Origin of the sequence: Cupriavidus necator A5-1, from assembly GCF_000744095.1 — a bacterium.
GTDB lineage: Bacteria > Pseudomonadota > Gammaproteobacteria > Burkholderiales > Burkholderiaceae > Cupriavidus > Cupriavidus necator_A.
On the sequence record NZ_JQLI01000001.1, the window covers coordinates 4,391,202 to 4,415,946 of the forward strand.

General features: G+C 67.4%; 21 protein-coding genes. 11 read left to right on the forward strand and 10 right to left on the reverse strand.

The features are described 5' to 3' along the window. Positions 1-4 precede the first annotated feature (4 nt). Complete coding sequence (locus K307_RS19540; RefSeq protein WP_230625775.1) at positions 5-337, forward strand: hypothetical protein; 333 nt, start codon at positions 5-7, stop codon at positions 335-337. Between the two features lie 25 nt (positions 338-362). Here the strand turns inward: K307_RS19540 and K307_RS19545 are convergent, their stop codons facing one another. The 3 genes from K307_RS19545 to K307_RS19555 form a co-directional block, all read right to left on the reverse strand. Continuing rightward, complete coding sequence (locus K307_RS19545) at positions 363-1,127, reverse strand: SDR family oxidoreductase (protein WP_051974974.1); 765 nt, start codon at positions 1,125-1,127, stop codon at positions 363-365. 122 nt (positions 1,128-1,249) lie between these two features. Continuing rightward, positions 1,250-2,656 carry a class II fumarate hydratase gene (fumC, locus tag K307_RS19550; RefSeq protein WP_042880567.1) on the reverse strand — a complete coding sequence of 469 codons (1,407 nt, stop codon included), beginning with the start codon at positions 2,654-2,656 and terminating at the stop codon, positions 1,250-1,252. A gap of 179 nt (positions 2,657-2,835) precedes the next feature. Beyond that, complete coding sequence (locus K307_RS19555; protein WP_042880569.1) at positions 2,836-3,186, reverse strand: four-helix bundle copper-binding protein; 351 nt, start codon at positions 3,184-3,186, stop codon at positions 2,836-2,838. A 394-nt stretch (positions 3,187-3,580) separates the two neighbouring features. Here K307_RS19555 and K307_RS19560 point away from each other — a divergent pair, with 394 nt between their 5' ends. Continuing rightward, positions 3,581-3,967, forward strand: a complete 387-nt coding sequence (locus K307_RS19560) for a hypothetical protein (RefSeq protein WP_042880571.1) — start codon at positions 3,581-3,583, stop codon at positions 3,965-3,967. A gap of 30 nt (positions 3,968-3,997) precedes the next feature. On the opposite strand, the gene K307_RS19565 is transcribed toward K307_RS19560, so the two are convergent. Next, positions 3,998-5,989, reverse strand: a complete 1,992-nt coding sequence (locus K307_RS19565) for a diguanylate cyclase domain-containing protein (protein ID WP_042880574.1) — start codon at positions 5,987-5,989, stop codon at positions 3,998-4,000. 461 nt (positions 5,990-6,450) lie between these two features. On the opposite strand from K307_RS19565, the gene K307_RS19570 reads away from it, so the two are divergent. Continuing rightward, positions 6,451-9,675 (forward strand): EAL domain-containing protein, encoded by a 3,225-nt coding sequence (locus tag K307_RS19570; protein ID WP_042882338.1) that lies wholly within the window; start codon positions 6,451-6,453, stop codon positions 9,673-9,675. Between the two features lie 239 nt (positions 9,676-9,914). On the opposite strand, the gene K307_RS19575 is transcribed toward K307_RS19570, so the two are convergent. After that, positions 9,915-10,238 (reverse strand): PadR family transcriptional regulator, encoded by a 324-nt coding sequence (locus K307_RS19575; RefSeq protein WP_042880576.1) that lies wholly within the window; start codon positions 10,236-10,238, stop codon positions 9,915-9,917. 540 nt (positions 10,239-10,778) lie between these two features. Here K307_RS19575 and K307_RS19580 point away from each other — a divergent pair. Together K307_RS19580 and K307_RS19585 are read left to right on the forward strand one after the other, a co-directional pair. After that, complete coding sequence (locus K307_RS19580; protein WP_042880578.1) at positions 10,779-11,702, forward strand: DMT family transporter; 924 nt, start codon at positions 10,779-10,781, stop codon at positions 11,700-11,702. 78 nt (positions 11,703-11,780) lie between these two features. Next, entirely contained in the window at positions 11,781-12,098 is a 318-nt protein-coding gene (locus tag K307_RS19585) for a helix-turn-helix domain-containing protein (protein WP_042880580.1), read from the forward strand. 36 nt (positions 12,099-12,134) lie between these two features. Here the strand turns inward: K307_RS19585 and K307_RS19590 are convergent, their stop codons facing one another. The 3 genes from K307_RS19590 to K307_RS19600 form a co-directional block, all read right to left on the reverse strand. Then, positions 12,135-12,413 (reverse strand): hypothetical protein, encoded by a 279-nt coding sequence (locus tag K307_RS19590; protein ID WP_042880582.1) that lies wholly within the window; start codon positions 12,411-12,413, stop codon positions 12,135-12,137. A 68-nt stretch (positions 12,414-12,481) separates the two neighbouring features. Then, a complete protein-coding gene (fur, locus tag K307_RS19595) occupies positions 12,482-12,952 on the reverse strand; it encodes a ferric iron uptake transcriptional regulator (protein WP_230625777.1) in 471 nt (156 codons plus the stop codon). A 491-nt stretch (positions 12,953-13,443) separates the two neighbouring features. Then, positions 13,444-14,370, reverse strand: coding sequence for a LysR family transcriptional regulator (locus tag K307_RS19600; protein WP_042880587.1), 927 nt, complete (start codon positions 14,368-14,370; stop codon positions 13,444-13,446). A gap of 185 nt (positions 14,371-14,555) precedes the next feature. On the opposite strand from K307_RS19600, the gene K307_RS19605 reads away from it, so the two are divergent. The 3 genes from K307_RS19605 to K307_RS19615 all read left to right on the forward strand — a co-directional run bounded on the left by K307_RS19605 (position 14,556) and on the right by K307_RS19615 (position 17,598). Then, positions 14,556-15,842 carry an MFS transporter gene (locus K307_RS19605; protein ID WP_042880588.1) on the forward strand — a complete coding sequence of 429 codons (1,287 nt, stop codon included), beginning with the start codon at positions 14,556-14,558 and terminating at the stop codon, positions 15,840-15,842. Between the two features lie 39 nt (positions 15,843-15,881). Next, on the forward strand, positions 15,882-16,631 hold the full coding sequence (locus tag K307_RS19610; RefSeq protein WP_042880591.1) for a creatininase family protein: 750 nt from the start codon (positions 15,882-15,884) through the stop codon (positions 16,629-16,631). 256 nt (positions 16,632-16,887) lie between these two features. Beyond that, a complete protein-coding gene (locus tag K307_RS19615) occupies positions 16,888-17,598 on the forward strand; it encodes an SDR family NAD(P)-dependent oxidoreductase (RefSeq protein WP_022537341.1) in 711 nt (236 codons plus the stop codon). A gap of 36 nt (positions 17,599-17,634) precedes the next feature. Here the strand turns inward: K307_RS19615 and K307_RS19620 are convergent, their stop codons facing one another. After that, positions 17,635-18,522, reverse strand: coding sequence for a LysR family transcriptional regulator (locus tag K307_RS19620; protein ID WP_042880593.1), 888 nt, complete (start codon positions 18,520-18,522; stop codon positions 17,635-17,637). A gap of 198 nt (positions 18,523-18,720) precedes the next feature. On the opposite strand from K307_RS19620, the gene K307_RS19625 reads away from it, so the two are divergent. Further along, the gene (locus tag K307_RS19625) at positions 18,721-19,980 is read left to right on the forward strand and encodes an MFS transporter (protein ID WP_042880595.1); all 1,260 of its coding nucleotides are present in this window, start codon (positions 18,721-18,723) and stop codon (positions 19,978-19,980) included. 241 nt (positions 19,981-20,221) lie between these two features. Here the strand turns inward: K307_RS19625 and K307_RS19630 are convergent, their stop codons facing one another. Beyond that, complete coding sequence (locus K307_RS19630) at positions 20,222-21,523, reverse strand: sensor histidine kinase (protein ID WP_042880597.1); 1,302 nt, start codon at positions 21,521-21,523, stop codon at positions 20,222-20,224. Positions 21,524-22,915: 1,392 nt separating this feature from the next. Here K307_RS19630 and K307_RS19635 point away from each other — a divergent pair. Beyond that, a complete protein-coding gene (locus tag K307_RS19635; protein WP_042880599.1) occupies positions 22,916-23,911 on the forward strand; it encodes a tripartite tricarboxylate transporter substrate binding protein in 996 nt (331 codons plus the stop codon). Positions 23,912-23,947: 36 nt separating this feature from the next. After that, entirely contained in the window at positions 23,948-24,742 is a 795-nt protein-coding gene (locus K307_RS19640) for an enoyl-CoA hydratase/isomerase family protein (RefSeq protein WP_042880601.1), read from the forward strand. Positions 24,743-24,745: the final 3 nt, after the last annotated feature.

Below are 24,745 nucleotides of genomic sequence, written 5' to 3' on the forward strand. Positions count from 1 at the left end.
TGCCATGCACCGCTTGTTGCGCCGATGGCTGTGCCTGCCATTGCTCTTTGCCGGCGCCAGCGCCCTTGCCCAGGACCTGGTCGAATGCAAGCGGATCGAACACGACCAACTGGTCGCCGCCACGCAGGAAACGCTGCTGTTCCTGCGCTGCCGCGCGCGCCAGATTGCCTACGAGGCGCCGCGCCTGAAGGGCGTTTCGCAGCGTGTGAAGGACGATCTGGTGTTCGCCTGCCTGGACCAGGCCGATGCTGTGGAACACCAGCTGCGCGTGCGCCATGGCTATTCGCGGGAGTCGCTTGCGCGCCAGCGCTGCGAATTCTTCGCGCCGCCCCGCTGAACCGCCGCTGTGGCGAACCCTGTCTTCAGGCAAAGCCGCCATTGGCGCGCAGCACCTGTGCATTGACCCACGCGCCGTCCGGCCCGGCCAGGAACGACACCGCTGCGGCAATATCATCGGGCGTGCCCAGGCGTTCCAGCGGCGCCACTTTCGACAGCTGCGCAATCTGCTCCCCGGACTTGCCATCGAGGAACAGTTCCGTTGCCACCGGCCCCGGCGCCACCGCGTTGACGGTGATGCCGCGCCCGCGCAGTTCATTGGCCAGCACCCGCACCAGCCCCTCCACGCCGGCCTTGGCGGCGATGTACGGCCCGTAGCCGGGGAACGAGCGCGCGATCACGCTGGTCGACAGCGCGACAATGCGCCCGCCCTGACCCAGCCGCACGGCCGCCTCGCCCAGCACCAGGAAGGTGCCGCGCAGGTTGGTGGCGATGGTCTGGTCGAAGGCGTCAAGGCTGGCGGGCGCGACCGGCGCCATCGGCATGATGCCGGCGCTGTTGACCACCACGTCGAGCCGGCCGAAGGCCTGCTGCGCGGCGTCGAACAGGCGTGCCACGTCGGGCGCCTGCGATACGTCGCCCTGGACGGCGATGGCATTGACGCCGGCCTCGCGCGCCGCGGCCACGGTCTCTTCGGCCCGGGCGGCGCTGCCGGCATAGCCGATGGCGACGTCGAAGCCGTCGGCGGCCAGCCTCAGCGCGATGGCGCGGCCGATGCCGCGCGAGGCGCCGGTCACCAGGGCGGCGCGGCGTTGGGTGGAAGCTTGTGCTTGGGATTGGGTGGCGGCCATGTCAGGCTCCTTGTCAGTAGGTATGGCCTTATCATGGACGTTGGTTGTCCCTGGATAAATGGGTGGAGATTGAACGGATTAGCCAGAATCCTTTAACAATAGCCACCCATGCATGCCGCAATCTACACTTCTCGCGTCATCCCCTTCAGGTCGATCCACTGCTCGAACTGCTCCTCGGTCACATGCCCTGAGGCGATCGCGGCCTCGCGCAGCGACAGGTTGCGCTTGACCGCCAGCTTGGCGATCTCTGCGGCCTTGTCGTAGCCGATATGCGGATTGAGCGCGGTCACCGGCATCAGCGAGCGTTCCAGCAGTTCGGCGATGCGCTCGCGGTCGGCCTCCACGCCTCCCACCATATGCTCGGCAAAGCTTGAGGCCGCGCCGGCCAGCAGCGACACCGACTGCAGCAGGCTGTAGATGATCACCGGCTTGTAGGCATTCAGTTCCAGCGTGCCCAGCCCGTTGGCCAGCGTCACCGTGGTGTGGTTGCCGATCACGCGGCAGCACACCATCGCCAGCGCTTCGGCCTGGGTCGGGTTGACCTTGCCCGGCATGATCGACGAGCCCGGCTCGTTGGCGGGCAGCACCAGCTCGGCAAAGCCCGCGCGCGGACCCGAGCCCAGCAGCATGAAGTCGCGTGCGATCTTCAGGAACGACGAGGCCGTGGTGTTGAGCGCGCCCGACAGGTCGGCGAGCGCGTCATGCGAAGCCTGCAGGGCATAGCGGTTGGGCGCGGGCTCGAACGGCAGGCCGGTGTAGTCGGCCAGCGCGCGCGCGAACCCTGCGGCAAAGCCGTGCGGCGCGTTCAGGCCGGTGCCGACCGCGGTGCCACCCTGTGCCACCGGCATCGCGCGCAGCATGGCCTGCTGCAGGCGCGACTGCGCATCGGCCACCTGTGTCATGTAACCGGAGAATTCCTGCCCCAGCGTCAGCGGCACCGCGTCCTGCAGGTGGGTGCGGCCGACCTTGACGATATCGGCAAAGGCTTCCACCTTGCGCGCGAAGGTCTGCTGCAGCTGCTCCAGCGCCGGCAGCAGCAGCTGCTGGATCGCGCGCGTGGCGGCGATGTGCATCGCGGTCGGGAAGCTGTCGTTGGAGGACTGGCTGGCGTTGACGTGGTCATTGGGGTGCACCGGCTTCTTGCTGCCGACCTCGCCGCCCAGCAATTGAATGGCGCGATTCGCGATGACCTCGTTCAGGTTCATGTTGGTCTGCGTGCCGGAGCCCGTCTGCCAGACCGACAGCGGGAACTCCTGCGGCCAGCGGCCTTCGATGACCTCGGCGGCGGCCTGTTCGATCGCCTGCGCCAGCTCGGGCTTGAGCACGCCCAGCTCGCGGTTGGCGCGCGCCGCGCACAGCTTGAGGATGGCAAAGGCCTCGATCAGCGCCGGCGGCATCTTTTCATCGCCGATGCGGAAGTTCTGGCGCGAGCGCTCGGTCTGCGCGCCCCACAGGTGGTCAGCGGGCACCGGCACATCGCCGAGGCTGTCTTTCTCGATGCGGGTGTTGGAGGTGGACGGGTCGGACATGGACAGACTCCTTGGCAAGCAAGCGCGGCGGCTTGTGCGACGTCGATGCAGGAACCGGCGCCAGGGCCGGCCCGTGCGGGCAGTCCATTAGCATACTGCTTCACCGCGGCCGGCGCGCGGGCACCGGCCGGATCCTCCGCCTTGCCTTCGAACCACAGGCCCCGGCCTGAGCCGCGGCGCTACGCGGTCGCCTTCAGGCACTGCTCCATGCAGACCGCGCAGGCGCGCGCGCATTCCTGGCAATGCTCGGCGTCATGGCGCTCGCATTCCTCCTTGCACCACTTGCAGACCTCTGCGCAATCCTCGCAGACCAGCGGCGCGAATTCGCTGTTGCGCAGCATGTAGGACGCGGCCAGCTGGGCGATGCCGGCGCAATCCATGTCCAGCGCGATGCAGCGCGCCATCTTGCGCATGTCCTGTTCTTCCAGGCAGGCAGCCGCGCACTTGAGCGCGGCGGCGGCGGCGGCATTGCAGGCGGCGATGCAGTCGCCGTAGCGGGCGGCGTTTTCCTGCACGGTGGGTCGGATCATGAAGCGTCCTCCTTGGGGGTAGGTGGCTGGAACCGTGAAAACCGGCACCGGCGGCGGCATGCCCGCGCCGGGACGGCGCAGGCACGGGCGGTGCGGCATGGCATGCCCGCGGTGCCGGGCGCGGCGCTTCCGCGCCCGCTCGGGGCATCGTTATCCACAATAGCAGGCGAGAAAGGATCCTGTCGGCCCGGTAATTGCAGCGCCGCGCTGGTTACAATGCGGCCAGCGCGAAGCGTTCGGGAAGGCGGGCCGCGTGCCTCGCGGACGTCACCCGACGCGATGGCCGGGCACCACCCCCACGCCATCGCATCTAACAAGCATCCGCACGGCGCGGCCACGCAGGCCGGGCCGATGCATACACAAACACCGGCAGCAACGGGGAAGGAAGGCAATCATGGGCGAGGCGAAACGACGGGGTACTCCCGAGGAGCGTGCGGCACAGGCACGCGCAAAGATCGAGGCCTTGCGCCCCGCCCAGCTGGTCTGCGGGCACTGCAAGACCGCGTTCGGCACCTTCGACGCGCTCGACGTGCCGGGCTTGCCCGGCATCGATGCCGTGTTCGGCGGCGAATGCCCCAACTGCGGCAATGACGTGGTGGTGTTCAAGGGCGCGCCCGACGCGGTGGCCCAGGCCATGATCGCGTGGGAGAAGATGCTGGGCGCGGATGCGCAGCTCGGCTACCAGTCCAGCGACGGACGCCACGTGCCATTCGAGCCGGAGGGGGCGGGCGAGGCAAGTTCAGGCCCGGAGCCGGGAAAGCCGGGCGGCACCATCCACTGAGGGCTGACTGGGCCTGCTTAGTGCAGCTGCCTAGTGCAGGTTGAGCTCGCCGGCCAGTTCCGGCGGGCCGATCTCGTAGCGGCCCCGGCCCGCGCCCTTGGCGCGGTACAGCAGCACGTCCGCCAGGCGCATCAGTTCGCGGTCCTGCACCGGCCCGCCGTTGTAGAAGGCTACGCCGATGCTCACGTCGACGTCGGCTGTCGCACCGTCGAAGCGGAACGGCTCGTCCATCGTCTGCAGGATCGCTTCGGCCACGCGGCGGGCGACGGCAGGCTGCCCGATCCCTTCCAGGACCACCGCGAACTCGTCGCCCCCCAGCCGGGCGACGGTGTCGGCCTCGCGCACGCAGGCGCGCACGCGCTGCGCAAACGCCTGCAGCAGCAGGTCGCCCGCGGCATGCCCGTGGATGTCGTTGACCGCCTTGAAGCGGTCCATGTCCAGGTACAGCAGCGCCATCAGCGATCCGTGCTCGCGGCTGCGCGTCATGGCCGCCTGCAGCTGGCCTTCGAACGCGCTGCGGTTCATCAGCTGCGTCAGGTGATCGGTGCGGGACATGCGCGCCAGCCGTTGCGTCTCCAGCTTGCGCTGGGTGATGTCCTGCACATGGATATGCACGCCCACCACCTCGCTGCCGTCGGCGCTCCATTCCGGCCGGAAGCTGGTTTCCATGCAGTGGTATTCGGGATCGTTGTCCTCGGACTCGAAGGTCACCGCCGCGCCCGCCAGCGCACGCTGCAGGAACGGCTGCGCGCGCGCGTAGCGGGCCTCGCCCAGCACCTCGCGCATCGGCTTGCCGCGCAGCTCCTCGAGCTTCAGGCCGAAGACATGCTCGTAGGCCACGTTGTTGAAGATATAGCGCTCCTCGGTATCGATAAAGGCCAGCAGCGACGGCAGCGTGTCGGTCACCGCGCGCAGGCGTCTCTCGCTGCGGTCCAGCGCCTGGCGGCGGTCGCGTACGTCGCGCATCAGCTTGATGAAGGCGCGCGACAGGTCGCCGATCTCGTCGCGCTGCTGGCGCGTGGGCAGCCGCTCGAACGCGGACAGGTCGTTGGCGCTGGCCAGCACCACCTTGTGCAGCCGCGTGAGCGGCGCCAGTTGGCGGCGTACCGCCAGCCAGATCAGCACGGCCACCGCGGCCATGGCCAGCCCGGCCAGGCCCAGGAAGCGCTGCTGCATCTGGTGCAGCGGCGCGTAGGCTTCGCGCGCGGGCAGCAGCGCCACCAGTTCCCAGCCCGTGGTCGACATCAGGTAGCGCGCGATCACCGGCCGCGCCGGCGTGAGGAATTCCAGCGGCGCGGGGCTGTCGTCCTCGCCGCAGGTGTCGTTCACGGGCAGCGCCGGCTGGCGCGCCTGCGCCGGGTCGGGGTGGCGGATATAGACCGGCTCGCGCCCCGCCGACACCAGGCAGTAGTAGCCGGTGGTGCCCAGGCGGTTGTGCAGGATCTCGACCAGGAAATTGCTGCTGGACATGTCCAGCCACCCGCCCACCAGGCCGGCGAAGGTCTTCTGCGGCGACAGCACCGGCACGGTCACAATCACGCCGAGCCGGCCGGTGGTGCGCGAGCGGATCGGCGCGGAGACCACCGGCGCCAGCGTGCGCGCGGCCTCGCGGAAGTAGCCGCGGTCGCTCACCTCGGCGGGCGGGCCAGTGGTGCTGACGATGTTGCCTTGCGTGTCGGCGACCAGCAGCGCGTTGAACGCGGCCGGCACCGGGATCGCCGCCGCCAGCGTATCCAGGGCGCGCTGCCGTACCGCGGCGGCCTGGGCCCCGTGCGCCTGCGCAAGGATGCGGCCGAGCTGGTCGGCCTGGTGCGACAGCAGCATGATGCGGTCGTCCATGGCGGTGTCGAGCTGGTCGGCGGTCAGCTTGACGACGGAATCCTGCTGCGCCTGCAGTGCAGCATGCAGGTCGCGGTGCGCATCGTACAGGGAGGCCAGGATGATGCCGGTGCCGAACACCGCGGCCAGCACAGTGGTAATGATCGCAATGCGCGCTTTCAGCGTGGGCGTGTAGACGGGCATGTGGGCGCGAGGGTGGGCGCAGGTTGGGCACAAACCGGTGTGGCGTGGCCCGGGCGGGGGCGGTGGGGCCGGTGCGGTGCAGCGGCCAGCCGGTGACTGCAGACGCGCATCTCGGGGGGGCGCCTCCGATGCAACCCTACCATACCGTGCCGCGACGGGGCAGGCGGGCAACCGGGGTTTTGACAAGGCGGGTTTGACAGTAGCCCCTGTGCTGCGTTCCCCTGAGCGGTGTCAAGGGCGTGCAAGGCCGGTGTCCAGCTAGGCGGGCGGGGGGTGTGCTGGCAAGGCGCCGCACGGTATAGTGCCGCGTGAATACGGGGCATGCGGCGCAGGCACGTGGCGATGCGCGGCTCAGGCATGCGCGCGGCGGCGCGCGCTACCCGGCCCGCACCATCGAGCCCCAGGCCCGCGTGCAAACTCGCGGCAGGCGCGACCTCCGCACACGCCGTAACCAATCGACCATGAGACTGACTGCGCTTTCCCCTGCCTTGCTGTCGCTGCTGGTCGCGGCCGGCGGCGCGTTGCTGACGGCGGGGGCGTGGCGCCAGGCGCAGCGGCTCGAGCACCAGCTGGCGCAGCAGCATTTCGACGTGCTGCTGGGACAGGCCAGCAGCGCGCTGCGCGAGCGCATGCTGGAGAACGAACGCCTGCTGCGCGGCGCTGCCGGCCTGATCACGGCCAACCCCGCCACCTCGCGCACCCAGTGGCGCAACTACCTCTACACCGCCCAGCTCGACGAACTGCCCGCCGGTACCCAGGCAATCGGCTACGCTCCGCTGACGACGCCGCAGCATGCCGCGCGGCTGGTGCAGGGCGCGCGCGCCGACGGGCTGGTCAGCTACGAGATCTATCCCCCCGGTCCGCGCGACCTGTATGCGCCGATCCTCTATATCGAACCGCTGGCAGGCAGGAACGCCCGAGCCGTGGGCTTCGACATGCTGTCCGAGCCGATCCGGCGCGCCGCGCTGGAGGCGGCCCGAGACAGCGGCGAACCGCGACTCACGCGCCGGCTCGAACTGATCCGCGAATCCGAAGCCTCGGTACCGCAGCATGGCGCGCTGGTAATCCTGCCCGTCTATGGCGGCGGGGTGGCGGTCAGCACGGTGGCGCAGCGGCGCCAGGCGGTGGTGGGCTATGCCTACGTGTCGCTGCGCCTGGGCGACCTGATGCGCGCGGTCAGTGGGCCGGCAGCGGCCGAGCTGGAGCTGTCGCTGCATGAAGGCAGCCCCGGCGTGCCCGGTGCGCTGCTGTCCGGCGAGCCGACCGAGGGCGAGCGGCGCGACGACGGCAGCGCCCCGTGGCTGCGCGGCGAACGCTTGATCCAGTACGGCGGCGGCACCTGGACGCTGCGCGGCGCCACCCGCCCCGCCTTCGAAGCCGCGTACGGCCCGCAGCAGGCCCGCCTGGCGCTTGCCGCAGGCTCGCTGGTCACCGTGCTGCTGGCCTGGCTCACCTACGCGCTGGCCCGCCAGCGCCGCACCGCACGGCAACGCGAAGCGCAGGCCGTGCATGCCTGGGAAGACGACAGCGCGATGCTGCGGGCCTGCATGGCGCAAGCCGCGGACGGTTTTATCGTGACCGATGCGCAGGGCGTGGTGGTGAGCGCCAGCGAGCGCGCCGGGCAGCTGTTTGGCGCCGCTCCCGGTGCGCTTGCCGGGCGCAGCCTGGACACCCTCGTACCCGGCGCGACCGGCGTGGTTCCCGGCGGCGCGGCGGCACTGCCCGCGGCACACCGCGAGCTGACCGGGGTGCGCGACGACGGCAGCCGCTTCGCGCTGAGCGCCGGCGCGGCCCGCTTGCCCGGCGTCGACGGCGGCTCCGCGCACTGGCAGTGGGCGATCACCGACCTGCAGCCCGTGCGGGAGGCGCAGCAAGACCGCGCGTTGCAGGCAGCGCGCTACGCGGGGCTGCTCGAGCATGCCGCGTTCTGCGTGATCACCTTCGATGACGACGGCCGCATCACCGGCATCAACCCCGCAGGCGAGCGCATGCTCTGGTACACCGCGGCCGAACTGGTTGGCCGCATGCGCATGACGGGGCTGCATGTCGCCGACGAACTGGCGTCCCATGCGCGGGCCCTCTCGCAAGAGCTGGGCGAGCCGGTCCCCGGTGGCCTGCCCGCGTTGGTGGCCAAGGCGCGGCTGGGCCTGAGCGATGAACGCGAATGGACCTGGGTGCGCAAGGGCGGCTCGCGCATGCCGGTGCAGATGGCGGTGGCCGCGTTGCCGGCGCCTGCGGATCCGGCCGCGTTGCCCGCGGACGCGACCGTGCCGCCCGCGCCGTCGGCGGGCTACCAGGCCATCGCCTACGACCTGACCGAACGCCGCCGCGTGGACGAGTATATCCGCCACCTCGCGCTGCACGACCCGCTCACCGGCCTGCCCAACCGCGCCGAACTGAACGAGCGCGCACAGCCGCTGCTGCTGCACGCGCGCCGCCACGGCGAGCGCGTGGCGCTGCTGCTGCTCGACCTGGACCACTTCAAGCACATCAACGATTCGCTGGGGCACCCGGTCGGCGACGACGTGCTGCGCACCATGGCCGACCGCCTCAAGGGCGCGGTGCGCCAGGGCGACCTGGTGGCGCGCATGGGCGGCGATGAATTCGGCGTGGTGCTGGGCGGCCTGCGCCATGACAGCGAAGCCGAGCTGATCGCCGCCAAGATCCAGGCGCGCATCAATGAAGAACTGCAGGTCGGCGGCCAGCGCCTGCGCGTGACGGCGTCGATCGGCATGGCAGTGTTCCCGCACGACGGCGATACCCTGACCGAGCTGCTCAAGTGCGCCGACGCGGCCGTCTACGCCGCCAAGCAGGGCGGGCGCGCGCAGCTGCGCCGCTTTGCCAGCGAAATGGCCGAGGCCTCGCTGGCGCGTTTCACCATCGAAGGGCTGCTGCGCCGCGCGCTGGCCGGCAACGAGTTCCGCCTGCGCTACCAGCCCATCGTCGATACCGCCACGCTTGCGATCACCGGCGTGGAAGCACTGATCGCCTGGGACACCCCGGAACGCGGCCCGATGCAGCCGTCAGAGTTCATCCCCATCGCCGAGCAGAGCGGCCTGGTCGCGCCACTTGGTGAATGGACCCTGGCCACCGCCTGCCGCGAGATCCAGGGCCTGCGCCAGGCGCTCGGCCGCGAGATCGAGGTGGCGGTCAATATCTCGCCGCTGCAGCTGCGCCAGGCCAACTTCCCCGACACCGTGGCGCGCTGCCTGCGGGAGGCCGGCCTGCCGCCGCAGGGGCTGGTGATCGAGGTCACCGAAGGCATCCTGGTCGACGGCGGCGAGACCACCATCGAGACCTTCCGCCGCCTGCGCGAGCTGGGCGTGGGGCTGTCGATCGACGACTTCGGCACCGGCTACTCCGGGCTGAACTACCTGACGCGGTTGCCGATCAGCCGGCTGAAGATCGACAAGTCCTTTGTCGACGACGTCGACGCGCCCGGCCACGACCAGGCGGTGGCCGCGGCGATCATCGCGCTGGGCCACCAGCTGCACCTCAAGGTGATCGCCGAAGGTGTGGAAACGGCGGCGCAGTTTGCCTTCCTGCGGGAGCAGGGGTGCGATGGGGCGCAGGGGTTCCTGTTCTGCCAGGCGGTGCCACCGGAGGCGCTGAGGGAACTGCTGGAAGCCCGGTTTGAGGAGCGGATCCCTGCGCCGGTGAACGGCGACGACTTGCGCGAGCCGTAAGCCCCCGGGCGATATCAGCAACTTGCCGACGACGAGAAGCGCCTGATCAGGAACGACTTCGGCTGGGCCAACGCCATCCGCGACCGCCTTCTGGCCGAATCGAGCATGCGCTGCGAAGGGCAGGCGGAGACGAAGCAAGCGGGGCGAATCCGCGCAACGGATGGCGCGGGCGGGCTCCGCAGAAACGGGTACGGTTGCGCGTTGTCATTGCCGTCATTGTCTTTGCCGCCTGGGCGGGTTCAGGCCTCACGTGGCGCTTCGCCGGTCTCCGGCGCGCCAGCGTGCAGGCGTCGGTACAGGTCGTCGATGCGCTGGCGGCTGGCCTGCAGTTCTTCGCGGCCGCGCTCGGTCAGCAGGTAGACCCGGCCGATGCCGTCTCGCAGCACGCTTTCCAGGTAACCTTCCATCTGCAGCGCGCGCAGCAACGGGCGCACTGTGCCGATATCGACCTGGAAGCCGTACTCCAGCAGCATGTCGGCTAGCATCGCCACCGTGGCCGGGACTTCGAGGGCGAATTGGAGGACGTAGACGCGGGCAAGCAGGCCAAGGAACTGTCGTTTCATGTGGCTGGGAACGCAGCAGCTGCGGCAGCGGTTGACGCGGGTGGCGTTCGGATGTTCGGGATTGCAGACGTTGTGCTACTGGGAGCACCTGGGGGCGCGAGGATCGCCACGGCCGAGCGGTGACAGACCGGCGCCTGGAAGCTGCGCATTTTACCGTCGGCACAAAAAAAGAAGCCGCCAGAATCCTGGCGGCTTGTCGGGAATGCGTCGGAGGGGTCAATTAACTCTGGCGCAGACCAGAGTTTAATTTAATCGAATGCGGATTGTCACGTATCCGTTTCGGCCTCCCCTCCTGCGGGGGGTATGAGAGCAAGCACTTCGCAAAAATCGAGTTGTTTTTGTGTGACATTGTGCTGAAAACGTCGCCTAACAGCGTTGTAGATCAGTCAATGGCCCATTAAAAACCTGCTTGGCTGGCGGTGGCGGTGCAATGACCGACCGAGGCATAGGTCCGAAACCAGCTTGCGGCACGCCCCGGACAGGCGTCAAATCGCGCCAACCCCTTCACCGCCCTGGCCTGCCCAGCGCTTCTTCCCCGCCATGAAACCCGCCGACCTCGCCCGACTGCTTGCCCTGGCTGCCATCTGGGGCGCCAGTTTCCTGTTTATCCGCATCGGCGCGCCGGTGCTGGGACCGATGCCGACGGCCTTCATACGGGTCCTGATCGGCGCCGTCACGCTGGCCGCCTGCCTGCCGCTGCCGCGCCTGCGTTGGGACATGCGCGGCAAATGGCGCGCGGTGCTGGTGCTGGGGGTGGTCAATTCCGGCATCCCGTTCGTGATGTACGCGATCGCGGCGCTGTGGCTGCCAGCGGGCTATTCGGCGGTGTTCAACGCCATGACACCGCTGATGGGCGTGTTGATCGGCGCGGTCGCCTTCTCCGAACGGCTCACGCGCGCCAAGGCGCTGGGCGTCCTGCTGGGCGTGGGCGGGGTTGCGGTGCTGACGCGCACCGGGCCGGTGGCATTCTCGACGGACGTTATGCTGGGCGCCCTGGCGTGCCTGGTGGCCACCGCCTGCTACGGCCTGGCCGGCTTCCTGGCGCGGCGCTGGATCACCGAGCGCGGCGGGCTCGACAGCCGCCTGGTGGCCGCCGGCAGCATGGTGGGTGCGACGCTGTTCCTGCTGCCGTTCTGCGTTGCGGCGCTGTGGCGCCATAACACGCTCCCCGCTGCCGGCGCCGGCGTATGGGGGGCCATGCTCGGGCTGGGCGTCGTGTGCACGGCGCTTGCCTACATCCTCTACTTTCGGCTGATTGCCGACCTCGGTCCGGTGCGCTCGCTGACCGTCACCTTCCTGATTCCGCCGTTCGGCATCGTCTGGGGCGCGCTGTTCCTGGGCGAGGCGCTGTCATGGGCGCATGCGGTGGGCGGTGTGCTGATCGGGGTGGCCGTGTGGCTGGTGTTGCGGCCGGTGGCGGGGGCTAAGGCCGCGGCGCAAGGACAGGCGGTGCCTGGTCGTTGACGTCGTAACGAACCGAAATCATGGCTTGGCGTTCACGTCCCTGGCGTCTGAGGATCCGGGTGGCGATATAGTCGGGTCATGAAGATCCAGACCATCATCGGCCACGACGGCAAGCCTGCGTTCGTAGTGATTCCTTACGCCAACTATGTCGAGCAATACGCGCGCGCAGGCGACCTGATTCCGCATGGAGTGGTGCGTCGTGTGCTCGCTGACGATGTGCCGCCCGTGCGCGCCTGGCGCGAGCATCTCGGGCTCACGCAGGCGGACGTCGCGGCGCGGCTCGATATCTCGCAGCCGGCCTATGCGCAGCAGGAGAACAGTATCCGCCTGTGCAAGTCTTCGCGTGAGCGCATCGCCGCCGCACTCGGCATCGCTGTGGCACAGCTCGACATCTGACCGGGAACTCCGCGACCGTCGCGGCGCGTAGGGCTTTCAGCCGTGCGCCGCCCGCGACCCCATGGCCGTCCCGGCGGCCACGTTGTACTGCTCGCGCACCATCATCACCACGCGCCGCGCCTGGCGCAGGTGACGCACGGCATCGGCCTCCGTGCGCTCGGGGAAATCGACTTCGGCGCTCCAGTTGCAGCCGGTATGGTCCGGCCGGTGCACGCATACGGCGCGCAGCTGGCAGTCGTGGCAGCCGGGTTCCTGCCGCAGGCACAGGCTGAGCAGGCGTTTGAGTTCGGACAGCGGCTTGGTCAGGCGCTCCATGGATGGCTCCTCAGGTGCGCGGCATGCGGTGGCGAGGGCGGTCTCGCCGGATCGCTGGCGCAGGGCGATCAGGCCCCGGCAGGCAAGGCCGGCATGCGTTCGCCGTCGGTGGCGCTGGCACGGCATGCAGGGCAAATGCCGTACAGTACCAGCATGTGCTCGCGCAAGACAAAGGCGTTGTCGGCGGCCACCTGGCGCTGGCGCTGCTCGATGCTTTCGTCGCGGAATTCTTCCACGCGGCCGCAGGCAACGCAGATCAGGTGGTCATGGTGGCCGCCTTCATTGAGTTCGAACACGGCGTGGTCGGACTCGAAGCTGTGGCGCAGCAGGATGTCGGCCTGTACCAGCTGGTTGAGCACGCGGTACACCGTGGACAGCCCCGCGTCCTCGTCCTGCGTCAGCAGGATGCGATAGACGTCTTCCGCGCTCAGGTGGCGTCGGGCGCTGGTACGGAACACTTCAAGGATCCGCATCCGCGGCGAGGTGGCCTTCAGGCCGGCGCGCTTGAGGTGGATCGGGTCGGGCCTCTCGAATGACATGGCGGATGACATGGGCTTGCTGCGGCTGGTGCCCCGCCGGGGCAGGGCGGCGCCCGGCCTGGCGCCGCGCGCGGGCGGCGTCGATGGCTTGGCGGGATTTCAGGCTGGAAGCGCCGGGGCCGGCCAAGCGCCTGCGCTTGTCGTCCCCGGCGGCGCGCCGTGCCTGCACGGCGCGCGGAATAAAAAGGCGGCTTGGCTTGCCTGCGGAAGACGCGATCGGGAAAGCGGGGTCTGGGTGCTTTCCCGATCTTCCGAAGACTGGCTACTGCCAAACGCTCCGCGTGACGGAGCGGTCCCCACAAAAGTCGGTGTCGAACGCCGCGCTGCGGCCTCCGGAAATTCTCTTGTCCCTGCCAGCGCCCGGGCGGTGCCGCGTACCGCGGCGGCCCTGGATCTGGCCGGACTGCCTGGCTGGTGAAGCACCGTGCGGCAGTGGTCGAATAGTAAATGGGAATCGATCTCATTACAAGCGAAATTTTCTACCAGAACCGTCATGCCGATTGTCGAGCCGAGGCGAACATCGACATGCGCCGCGAGATATGTTCAAGCACCTCCAGCGCCGCGGCAGGCAACGGCCGTCCCGCCTTCACCAGCAAGCGCGCCTGCGTGCCCCGGAACAGCGGATGCCGGATCGGCACGGCCGCCAGGCTGCCGGCGCTGATTTCGCGATACGCCGCGAATTCGCCGACCAGCGTGATGAAGTTTTCGTAAGCGACCAGCTGCTTCAGCGCCGACAGCGAGTTAGTGACCAGCGTGGGCCGGATCGTGATGTTCTCGGCGAACTCCAGCATCTTGGCCGCATGGCCGATGCCATACGACTCCGGCATCAGCGCGAGCGGATAGGCGAGCAGGTCCTCGATGCCGGCCTCGCCGCCGCGCAACGCGAGCGGATGATCGTGCCGCGCTAGCAGCACGATTGGCTGCGGGGAGCTGGCCCGGTATTCGATGCGCGGGTGCAGCGGCGGGTTGAACGCCAGGCCGATATGGGCGCGGCTTTCGGCCACTTCATTCAACACGTCGTCAACCGGCAGGATTTCAAGGCGGATATCGACCAGCGGGAACTGCGTGCAGAACGGTGCGATGACCTCGTTGACCAGCGCATCGACATATCCCTCGCTCAGGACCAGCCGGACGTTGCCTTGCTGCAATCCCTTGAGCGCGTGCAACTGGTCTTCGAGCTTTTCCTGGTGTGACCGGTAGCCACGCCAGAACTCCAGCAGATGGCCGGCCGCTTCGGTCGGCCTGACGCCGCGCGCCTGGCGTTCGAACAGCGTTGTGCCCAGCTCTTCCTCCAGCAGCCGGACCTGCCGGGTGATCACCGAGGGTGAGGTATTGAGGCTTTCCGCCGCCCCGCGGATGGTCCCGTGCGCCATCACCTCACGGAAGTAGCGCAACCGCTGCTGATTGATCTCACGCATGCCTGGAATCTGCCTGAAACGCTGTGTCGAATAGAGCACAACCGTACCCGACCCGCATGGCCGCGGCTGTGTTGCTCACAGAGCAACGAAGTGTGAGCTTAGTTGCTGTTGGTTGCAAGCTCACGCACTGCCAATATCCCTGCAGCTCGCTGAAAAAAGATCACAGAACGCTTTTGGAGACAGGCATGTTAGTCATTTCGAATGCAGGCGCCGTCGACGACACTTCGGCCCTTTACAACAAGATCAACCTGCGGCTGCTGCCGTTCCTCCTGGTCTGCTATCTCTTTGCCTACCTGGACCGGGTCAACATCGGCTTTGCCAAGCTGCAGATGCAAAGCGACCTCGGCTTCTCCGACGCGGCCTACGGCGTCGGCGCGGGGATCTTCTTTATCGGCTATGTGCTGTTCGAGATACCGAGCAACCTGATGCTCCCGCGCGTCGGCGCGCGCAAGACCTTCAGCCGCATCATGGTGCTGTGGGGCATCACCTCGGCCTGCATGCTGTTCGTGCGCGATGTGCCGACCTTTTACGCCATGCGCTTCCTGCTCGGCGTCTTCGAGGCGGGCTTCGCGCCGGGGATGATCTACTACCTGTCGTGCTGGTACGGGCCACAGCGCATGGCGCGCGCCATTGCCATCGTCTTCCTGGCGGGCCCGATCGGCGGCATCGTCGGCGCTCCCGCCTCGGCGTGGCTGATGACGCAACTGGCCGGCACCGCCGGCATGGCGGGCTGGCGATGGATGTTCCTGGTCGAAGGGCTGCCCTGCATACTGCTCGGCCTCCTCGCGCTGTCGCTGGTGCCGGACCGCCCGGCCGATGCGAAGTGGCTGACCGACCAGGAGCGGCGCATGCTCGAAGCCGAACTCGGCGTCGGCGCGGCGCACAAGCACTCGTTCAAGGCCGTGGCAAAGGATACCAAGGTCTATGGGCTGGCGCTGGCCTACTTCTGCGTCATCGCCGCCATCTACGCCATGAGCTTCTGGCTGCCGAGCCTGATCAAGGCGCAAGGTGTCACCGATACCGTGCAGCTCGGCTGGTACGCCGCCGTGCCCTATATCGGCGCCGCCTTCGGCATGTACTACATGGGCCGCCGCTCGGACCGCAAGGGCGAACGCCGCTACCACGCCTCGGTCCCAGCGCTGTGCGGCGCCCTGTTGCTGGCCGGCTCGACCCTTGCCGATGGCCATCTGGGCCTGACGCTGGTGCTGCTCACGCTCGGCACGACGTCGCTGTGGATGACTTACACGGTGTTCTGGGCCATGCCCGCCGAGTACATCAAGGGCCCGGCCGCCGCCGGCGGCATTGCGCTGATCAACACCATCGGCCTGTCCGGTGGCTTCTGGGGACCCGCCATCATCGGCTGGGCCAAGACGGCCACGGGCACCCTGCATGCCGGCGTGCTGGTCCTGGCCGCGTTGCCGCTGATCGCCGCGCTGATCATTCTCACCAACAAGCTGCCTGCGCGCCGCTAGTTGCGCCGCGAGATCCAAGCAAGACCTAAGGAGTCCCTCATGCATTTACACCTGTCCACCTGGGCTGAAGTCGAACAGTTCCTGCAACGCAGCCGCGTCATCGTCGTGCCGATCGGCTCCAACGAGCAGCACGGGCCCACGGGCCTGCTCGGCACCGACTGGCTGTGTCCGGAGATCATCGCCCGCGAGGCGGAGAAGCGCGCGGAGATCCTGGTGGCGCCGACCTTCAATATCGGCATGGCCCAGCATCACCTGGCCTTTGCCGGCACCATCTCACTGCGCCCGTCGACCTTTATCGCCGCCATCTCCGACTGGGTCCGTTCGCTGGCCGGGCACGGCTTCGAGAAGATCCTGTTCCTCAATGGCCATGGCGGCAATGTCGCGTCGATCGAGGCGGCGTTCTCCGAGATCTACGCCGAATCGAGCTTCGCCGCGCGCCGGGCCGGCGTTGCGCTGAAGCTCTGCAACTGGTGGGACCTGGAAGGCGTGGGCGAACTGGCGCGCGACCTGTTCCCCACCGGCCATGGCGCGCACGCCACGCCGTCCGAAATCGCGATCACGCAGTGGGCGTTTCCTGATGCCATCAAGTTGGCCGACTATGCGCCCCTGATCGCACCGAGTGGCCCGATCCGCGAGGCGCTCGACTTCCGTGCGCGCTATCCGGACGGACGCATCGGCTCGAATCCGGGCCTGGCCACGCCAGAGAAAGGTCGCGCGCTGGTCGAACTTGCCGCGCAAAGCCTGGTGCGAGAGCTGGAGGCATTTGGCAGCGAGACGCAGCCCGACTGAGTTCACCACTGTCGCGCCGCATGGCCGTGCGACGGCGTCGTCGCACGGCCATGCGGCGCTTTTACCTTGATGTAATAACTCTTGTTCCAGCCGCACACGGCGGCTGCTGCGGTACACACTGACTTGTTCCCCGCGCGTACAAGAGTTTGTGCGCGACCCATATTTTTCTGGCCACGCGCATGCCCTAGATTTGGATCCATCGGTCCCGTCGATCCGATTGGCCAACAAGCCAGATCCAACTACATAGAGGTGTGAAATGAGTGCTTCCCAGAAAGTCGCCGTGATTACCGGCGCATCCCAAGGCATCGGTGCAGAACTGGTCAAGGCCTATCGCGAACGCGGCTACCGCGTCGTGGCAACGGCCCGCAACGTCAAGCCGTCCGATGATCGCGATATCGTGACGGTGCAGGGCGACATCGCCGAGCCGGAGACCGCGCAGCGCGTGATCAGCGCGGCGCTGGAAAACTTCGGCCGCATCGACACGCTGGTCAACAACGCCGGCATTTTCGTGGCCAAGCCCTTTACCACCTATACCGCCGCCGACTACGCCGCGGTCACCGGTGTGAACCTGTCGGGCTTCTACTTCATCACGCAGCTCGCCATCGCCGAGATGGAAAAGCAGCGCAGCGGCCATGTGGTCAGCATCACCACCAGCCTGGTCGACCATGCGATCAGCGGCGTGCCGTCGGTGCTGGCGTCGCTGACCAAGGGCGGCTTGAACGCCGCGACCAAGTCGCTGGCGATCGAGTACGCCAAGACAGGTATCCGCGTGAACGCGGTCTCGCCCGGCGTGATCAAGTCGCCGATGCATCCGCCCGAAACCCATGCAGCACTCGGCGCCCTGCATCCGGTGGGCCATATGGGTGAAATGCGCGACATCGCCGACGCGGTGCTGTACCTCGAATCGGCATCGTTCGTGACCGGGGAAATCCTGCACGTGGACGGCGGCCAGAGCGCCGGCCACTAGGCAGGGGAAAGGGGGCGGCGTACTCCGTGCGCTGCCTCAGGCTGCCTCCATCAGCGCGCCGAAGCGGGCCCGCGCCGCGGTCACGAACGCCAGCACGGCGCTCGACACGTAAGCGTCGCGGCGCCTGATGAACAGCGTCTCGACATGCGCCTGCTCCGGCGCGATCTCATGGATCGAAACCATGCCCTGCTGTGCCGCGGCAGCCACCACGCTGCGCGGCAGCAGCGTAATGCCGATACCGCCGGCCACGCACGCGACGATGGTGTCGAGCGAGCCGAACTCAAGCGGTGTGGCAGTCCGAATGCCCATCTCGCCCAGCAGCGTCTCCAGGCGCTGCCGGTACGAGCAGCCCAGGCGGAACACGATGGTCTTCAGGTACTCGGCAGAGTTCAACGCTTCAAGCGAGCGCATGGTCCGCGGCGTCACCAGCACCAGTTCTTCATGGAAAATCGCTTCGGCATCGAGATCTGGGTGATCGAGCGGACCGGCCACGAACGCCGCATCGAGCCGCCCTTCGACCACATCGGCGGTCAGGCTGCAGCTGGTTCCCGTGACCAGCGACAACCGGACCTGCGGATACTGGCGGGCAAAGCCGCTGAGCAGCGGTGCCAGGCGCATGGCAGCCGTGGTTTCCAGCGTGCCCAGCACCACCGGGCCGCTCGGCGGGCCGTCATCGAGCGCGGCCTGGCGCGCGTCCGACACCAGCTTGGCGATGCGCGCGGCGTAGGGCAGCATGCGCTCCCCGGCCGGGGTCAGGCTGACCCCGCGCGCATGGCGCTGGAACAGCGGCACGCCGATCTCCTGCTCGAGCGCCCGGATGCGCGCCGTCACATTGGACTGCACCGTATGCAGTGACGTCGCCGCCTTGTTCATGCTGCCCAGGCGCGCCACGGCTTCAAAGAACTTCAGGTCCGCTACATCCATGTCCGGCTCCTTGACTGCCGATCTCTTTGCCTGCACGGAGTGTACGCCACGGCCACATGTCCTGCACACGCCCCGGCACACGCGAAAACAGGCAGCAATCTGCTGCGCTGATACCGCTATCTCGATAAACCGCGTATGCTCCGTCGCCTGCGTTGCTAGCATTCCGATCACCCGTCTGTTGTCCCCGAGTGGTATGCCATGAGCAAGTGCCCAACCGTTCTCCCGATGCCGTCGACGCCCGCTACGGACGACAGTTATGCGGTCCGCAATGCCTCGTACTGGCGTCGCAATCTCGTCATCTGCGTGTTCGGTTCGTTCACCACGCTGGTAAGCCTGAGCATGTTGCTGCCGTTCCTGCCGCTCTACGTCGAGCAGCTTGGCGTCACGTCCTCTGCCGAGATCGTGCAATGGTCCGGCGTGGCCTTTGGCGTGACCTTCCTCGGCACCGCATTGACCGCACCGCTGTGGGGCCGCATGGCCGACCGCTTCGGCCGCAAGCCAATGCTGATCCGCGCCGCCATCGGCATGGCCGTGGTGATGTCGATGATCGGCATGGCCCACAACGTGTACGAGCTGGTGGCACTGCGTTTCGCCGCCGGGCTGATCGGCGGCTATGCGTCGGCCTCGATGGTGATGATCGGCACGCAGGCACCGCCCGAGCGATCGGGATGGGCGCTCGGCGTGCTCTCCACCGGCGCCCTGGCCGGCAACCTGATCGGCCCGCTTGTCGGCGGCCTGCTGCCCAACCTGATCGGCATCCGCGGCGCCTTCGCGGCAGCGGCCGGGATGATTGCCATAGCGGCCATCCTGACCATCGCCTTCGTCCGGGAAGACTTCTCCGACCTGGCCAGGCAACCGCTGTCGCGCCCGCAGCCCGGCGCGGCCGGCACCCACCGCAAGATGCCGCGCGTGGCCATCGCGGCCCTGCTGGTGACGGCCACCATGGTGCTACTGGCCAATATGTCGATCGAACCGATCATCACCGTGTACATCGCGCAGCTCGGCGTGCCGCACGAGCGCCTGGCGACGGTCGCCGGCATCGTCATGGCCGGTTCGGCCTTCGGCAGCATGCTGACGGCGGCGCGCCTGGGCGCGCTGGCCGACCGGATCGGCGCATGGCAAGTCATCATCGGCTGCCTGGTTGCCACCGCGCTGGTGATGATTCCGCAGGCCTTCGTCACCAACTGGTGGACGCTGGCCATCCTGCGCGGCCTGATGGGCATGACGCTCGCCGGCTTGCTACCCGCCATCGCCAAGCTTGTACGCCAGGCCGTGGCCGAGCATGAGTCGGGCAAGATGCTGGGCTACCTGCAGTCCGCGCAGTACGCTGGGCAGGTGGTCGGGCCGCTGATCGGCGCGCAGATCGGCGTGCATGTCGGTATGCGTTCGGTGTTCTTTGTGACCAGCGCCCTGTTGCTGGGGTGTGCCGCGCTGGACCGCTGGGCCAAGGGACGCTGAAGGTCCAAACCGTGTCAACAGTCCCCGTGCGACGGACGTTCGCGTCGCGGCTCCACCCGGCAAGATGATGACGGAACCCAGCGGCACACGGTGGCGGCGCGGAGTTCTCCGGCAATGCCGGCAATGAGCATGCCGGCAACAATCAGGATGCGTGTCATGGAACAACCTCAATAGTGGGGGGCGCGGTGCATGCGGGTCTCGCGCGCCAGGTACCGCCACACCTGGCCCGTGACGTGTGGGCTTAACCGAGCGTGACGCAGGCCACCAGCCCGCCGCCGTGGCGATTGCGCAGTTTCAGCGAGCCGCCGATGGCCATCGCCAGCTGGTTGGCAATCGCCAGGCCCAGGCCCGTACCGCCGGTCTCGCGGCTGCGGGAGTGTTCCAGGCGCACGAACGGCTCCAGCACGGCATCGAGCATCGCGTCGGGAATGCCACTACCGCGATCGAGGACCTCGATCAGCACGGCGCCACGCTCGCGGCGCAGTTTCAGTTCCGCCGCGCCGCCGAACTTGATGGCGTTGTCGATCAGGTTGGTCAGGATCCGGCGCAGCGCATGCGGGCGCGTCTCGATGGCCCCGCCGGCGTTCTCGAGGATGCTGACTGTCCTGCCGGTGTCCTGGTAGTCGTAGACGAGGCTTTCGACGAACGAGCCGAGATCGATCCGCGACGCCTTCTCGCCGCCGCCATGCGCGCTGCGCGCATACGCCAGGCCTTCGTGCACCAGCCGTTCGATCTCGCCGAGGTCATGCGCCAGCTTGCGCTTTTCCTCTGAGTCCTCGGCCATCTCGGCGCGCAGCTTCATGCGCGTGATCGGCGTCTGCAAGTCGTGCGAGATGGCCGCCAGGATCTGCACGCGTTCTTCGACGAAGCGGGCGATGCGTTGCTGCATGGCATTGAACGCGCGCGCAGCACGGGCGAGCTCGGTGGGGCCTTTCTCGTCGAGCGGCGGAGTCTTTGCGTTCGGGTCGAGCGCATCGGCCGCATCGGCCAGTGCCACCAGCGGACGGATCGACAGCCTGACCGCGAACCAGCAGCACAGGATCAGCAGCAGCAACTGGATCCCCAGCACATACGGCAACCATTGCGCGATCGGCGTCATGCGCGGATGTACGTCGATGGTCAGCGGGCTGCCGTCGGTCAGCGTCAGATGCGCCTGTAGCCGCTTGCTGTCGCCGGGAATCGACTCCACCCTGACCGGAAAGCGGCCACCGCTCGCCTCGGCGATGCGCGCGGCGATGTCCTGGCCTTGCTGAGCCATCTCTGGCACGCCAGGTGCGCCGGAACCGAGGAGGTACTGGTAGTTGCTGCGGTTCAGGCGCGACAGCCACTGCGGGCGTTCAGCAGCCGGCAGGCGGTCCAGGATGGCAATCGACGTGGCCACGTCGGTTTCCAGCGTTCCTAGCATCACCCGGTTCGCGCTCTCGTAGCGTTCGGAAAACAGCACGCCGAACGACAGACCATGCGCGATGGTCAGGCCGGCAAGCAGGATCAGGAACAGGCGTGCCCCCATGGTGCGGGACCAGCGCCATCCGTGCTTATTCATTCGTCGCTCTCTTTGCATTTGACGGAGCAGTACCGGCGCAAATACGCCGATGCAGTCCGCGCTGCCTGGGTAGGTGAGAGGGATTCTAGGAGGGGGTGGGAGGGGGGATGTGTCGGTGGCTGGCGGTTTTGTATCTGGAGCAGCGGGCTAGGGTGGGGTCTTGTATTGCCGTGTATCTGGATGTGCTGGGCATACATGGTGGTACAAAGATGAAGGTGAATGCGGGGGCTGCGGTGTAGCCGCTCACGCCTGCACTTCCGGAACCCCGAGCGAACGCAAGACCGGTGGGAGTGCTGTCGCGCGGAATGGAAAAAATTGCTAGGCAGAGCGCGCAAACTCTGCCGGGCCAAACTGTCTCTAAACTGTCTCCAAGGCCAGAACGCCATCCGGCCGATGCTCGACGGCTCGCGTTGCTGGTGACATGTTGTCGCTGTTGAACCGCTTGGTTCTGCCCTCCTGGGCGGGTCACTTTTTGTCCGAGCGACAAAAAGTGACCAAAAAACGCGTCGCCTGAGCGGCTGGCTATCAAGGAGGCGGTGTTGGTGGTTCGGGCGGTGGTGATTTCCGTTTTGGCCCGGTCGCGGATCCACCCTGCTACGCCAGGTGAGTGAGTGACAGTGCCTTGCGAAGGGCCACTTTTGAACGATCCCCATGCAGGGCGTGGGCCCCTGCTAACAAGGGCATCGCGTCAACGCCTTCGGCTGCGCTGCGCGCAGGCGCATCAGATTCCCGCTCTCGTAGGCCGGTACAGTTCACCGACGCAGGTGACAAAACAGTTCAAGCACATAGGTAACAGGTTTCTACCTTGGCTATCCGGGCCTCAGGGTGTTACCCATGTGCTTGAACTCGTTTGTCACCCATGAGGTTGCCACAAGCGGGCGCATCGCAACCATTAGGACCCGGAACGCCGCGCGCAGCGCGGCCGAAGGCGTTGATGCGATACGGTGGTTTAGAAGGCGGCCTACACCCTGCATGGGGATCGTTCAAAAGCGGGTTAACGCCAGGCACCGCCCCGCCTAGCGTAGCAGGCTCGAACCGCGACCTCGCCAAAACGGAAATCACCGCCGCCCGCCCCCATGCCGCCTCCTTGATAAAGGCCAGCCGCAGGCGACGCGCTTTTTGGTTACTTTTTGTCGGTCGGACAAAAAGTGACCCGCCCAGCAGGGCGGAACCGAGCGGTTCAACAACGACAACATGTCACCAACCGCGAGAGCCGTCGAACAACAACAACATGTTCATCAAGCCTGACCCCCCTTCCCATAATTCCATACAGTGGAATTGCGGGGCTGTGGGATCCCCACGCAAGCATTAATCTGTCTTCAACAATCAAACGCGCCCGGAACAGGCAGCCTGATAGCCGCAGCGCACAGAGTCGTCACTGGAGACAACAGCATGCACCTGATCCGCATGGGATTCCTTCGCCGCCTGGCGAAGGCGACAATCCCCTTCGTTCTCGCCGCCACAGCACCGCTGACCGCGCTGGCGGCCTTCCCGGAAAAACCGATCCGCCTGGTCGTGCCCTTCGCCCCCGGCGGCGGCACCGACCTCCTGTCGCGCGCCATGGGCCTCACCATGGGCGAAGACCTCGGTCAGCCGGTCATCGTCGACAACAAGCCGGGCGGCAGCACCATCATCGGCACCGATGCAGTCGCCAAGAGCGCGCCAGACGGCTACACGCTGGTGATGGCGACGATGGCCCATGCCGTCAATCCGAGCCTGCACAAGAAGCTGCCCTTCGACACGGACAAGGCTTTTGCGCCGGTGATGCTGGTCGGCCGCTCGCCCAACGTGCTGGTGGTGCGCCCCGACAGCCCCATCAAGACCGTGCAGGACCTGATCGCCACGGCCAAGGCCAAGCCGGGCAAGCTCAACTACGCCTCGCAAGGCGCCGGCACCTCGGCGCACCTGGCGGGAGAACTGTTCAAGAAGATGGCCAAGGTCGACATCAACCACATCCCCTATCGCGGCGCCGGCCCGGCAATCACCGACCTGCTCGGCGGACAGGTCGACGTGATGTTCGCGACGGCCGCCGCCGTGGCCCCGCACCTGGAAAGCGGCAAGCTGCGTGCCGTCGCGGTCACGACCGCGCAGCGCTCGCAGGCACCTGCCTTGAGCAAGGTCCCGACCATCGCCGAGAGCGGCGTGCCGAACTACGCCGCCGACAGCTGGTATGGCCTGTTCGTACCCACCGGCACACCTCCACCCGTGATCGCGCGCCTGAACGCCGCGGCAAAGAAGGCCGTGCAGACCGAAGCATTCCGCAAGCGAGCCGAGCAGGAGGGGCTGGCCATCAGCGCTGGGTCTCCCGATGAGTTTGGCCGCTACGTCAAAGGCGAAAGCCAGCGCTGGAGCAAGGTCATCAAGGAAGCCAACATCACCGCCGACTGAGCGCGGCCACCGCAACAGGCAGACTGGGTACGAACCATGAACAGCTATTCACTGATTGAACTGAACGTCGTATCGGGCATCGCACTGCTCGCTTTCAACCGCCCGGACAAGCGCAATGCGATGAGCGACGACATGCGCTCGGAGTTCATCTACGCGCTGGAACACGTGGCTGCCGACAAGGCCATTCGCGCGCTGGTGCTCACCGGCAACGGCAAGGGCTTTTGCGCCGGCGGCGACGTCGCAGGCATGCAGCGCCGCACGGAGGCGCCCCCGGGCGAAGTGGGCTTCAACGGCTGGAGCCGCCAGCAACGGGTCCACCACACCGTGAAGCTGCTCCACACCATGCCCAAGCCCACCATCGCCGCGGTCAACGGCGCTGCGGCCGGGCTCGGTGCCGATACCGCGCTGTGCTGCGACTTCGTGATCGCCTCGGAATCGGCATCGTTCTCCTGGTCCTACATCAACCGGGGCCTGATCCCTGACGGTGGCGGCATGTATTTCCTGCCGCGTCGCGTAGGCTTGTCCGCCGCGAAGGAACTCGTCTTCACCGGCCGCAAGGTGGAGGCGCAGGAAGCCAGGGCACTCGGCATCGCCGATCGCCTGAGCAAGCCCGAAGCGCTGATCGACGACGCGCTGGCCTGGGCCGCCGAACTGAGCCAGGGCTCGGCCACCGCCATCGCGCTGGGCAAGAGCATCATGAACCAGTCCTTCGAACTGCCCGCCGACCAGGTGTTCGCGCAGGGCAGCCAAGCCCAGGGCATCTGCTACACCAGCACCGAGCATCGCGAATCCGTGCTGGCTTTCCTGAACAAGACTGCCAGCAAGGCCTGAGAT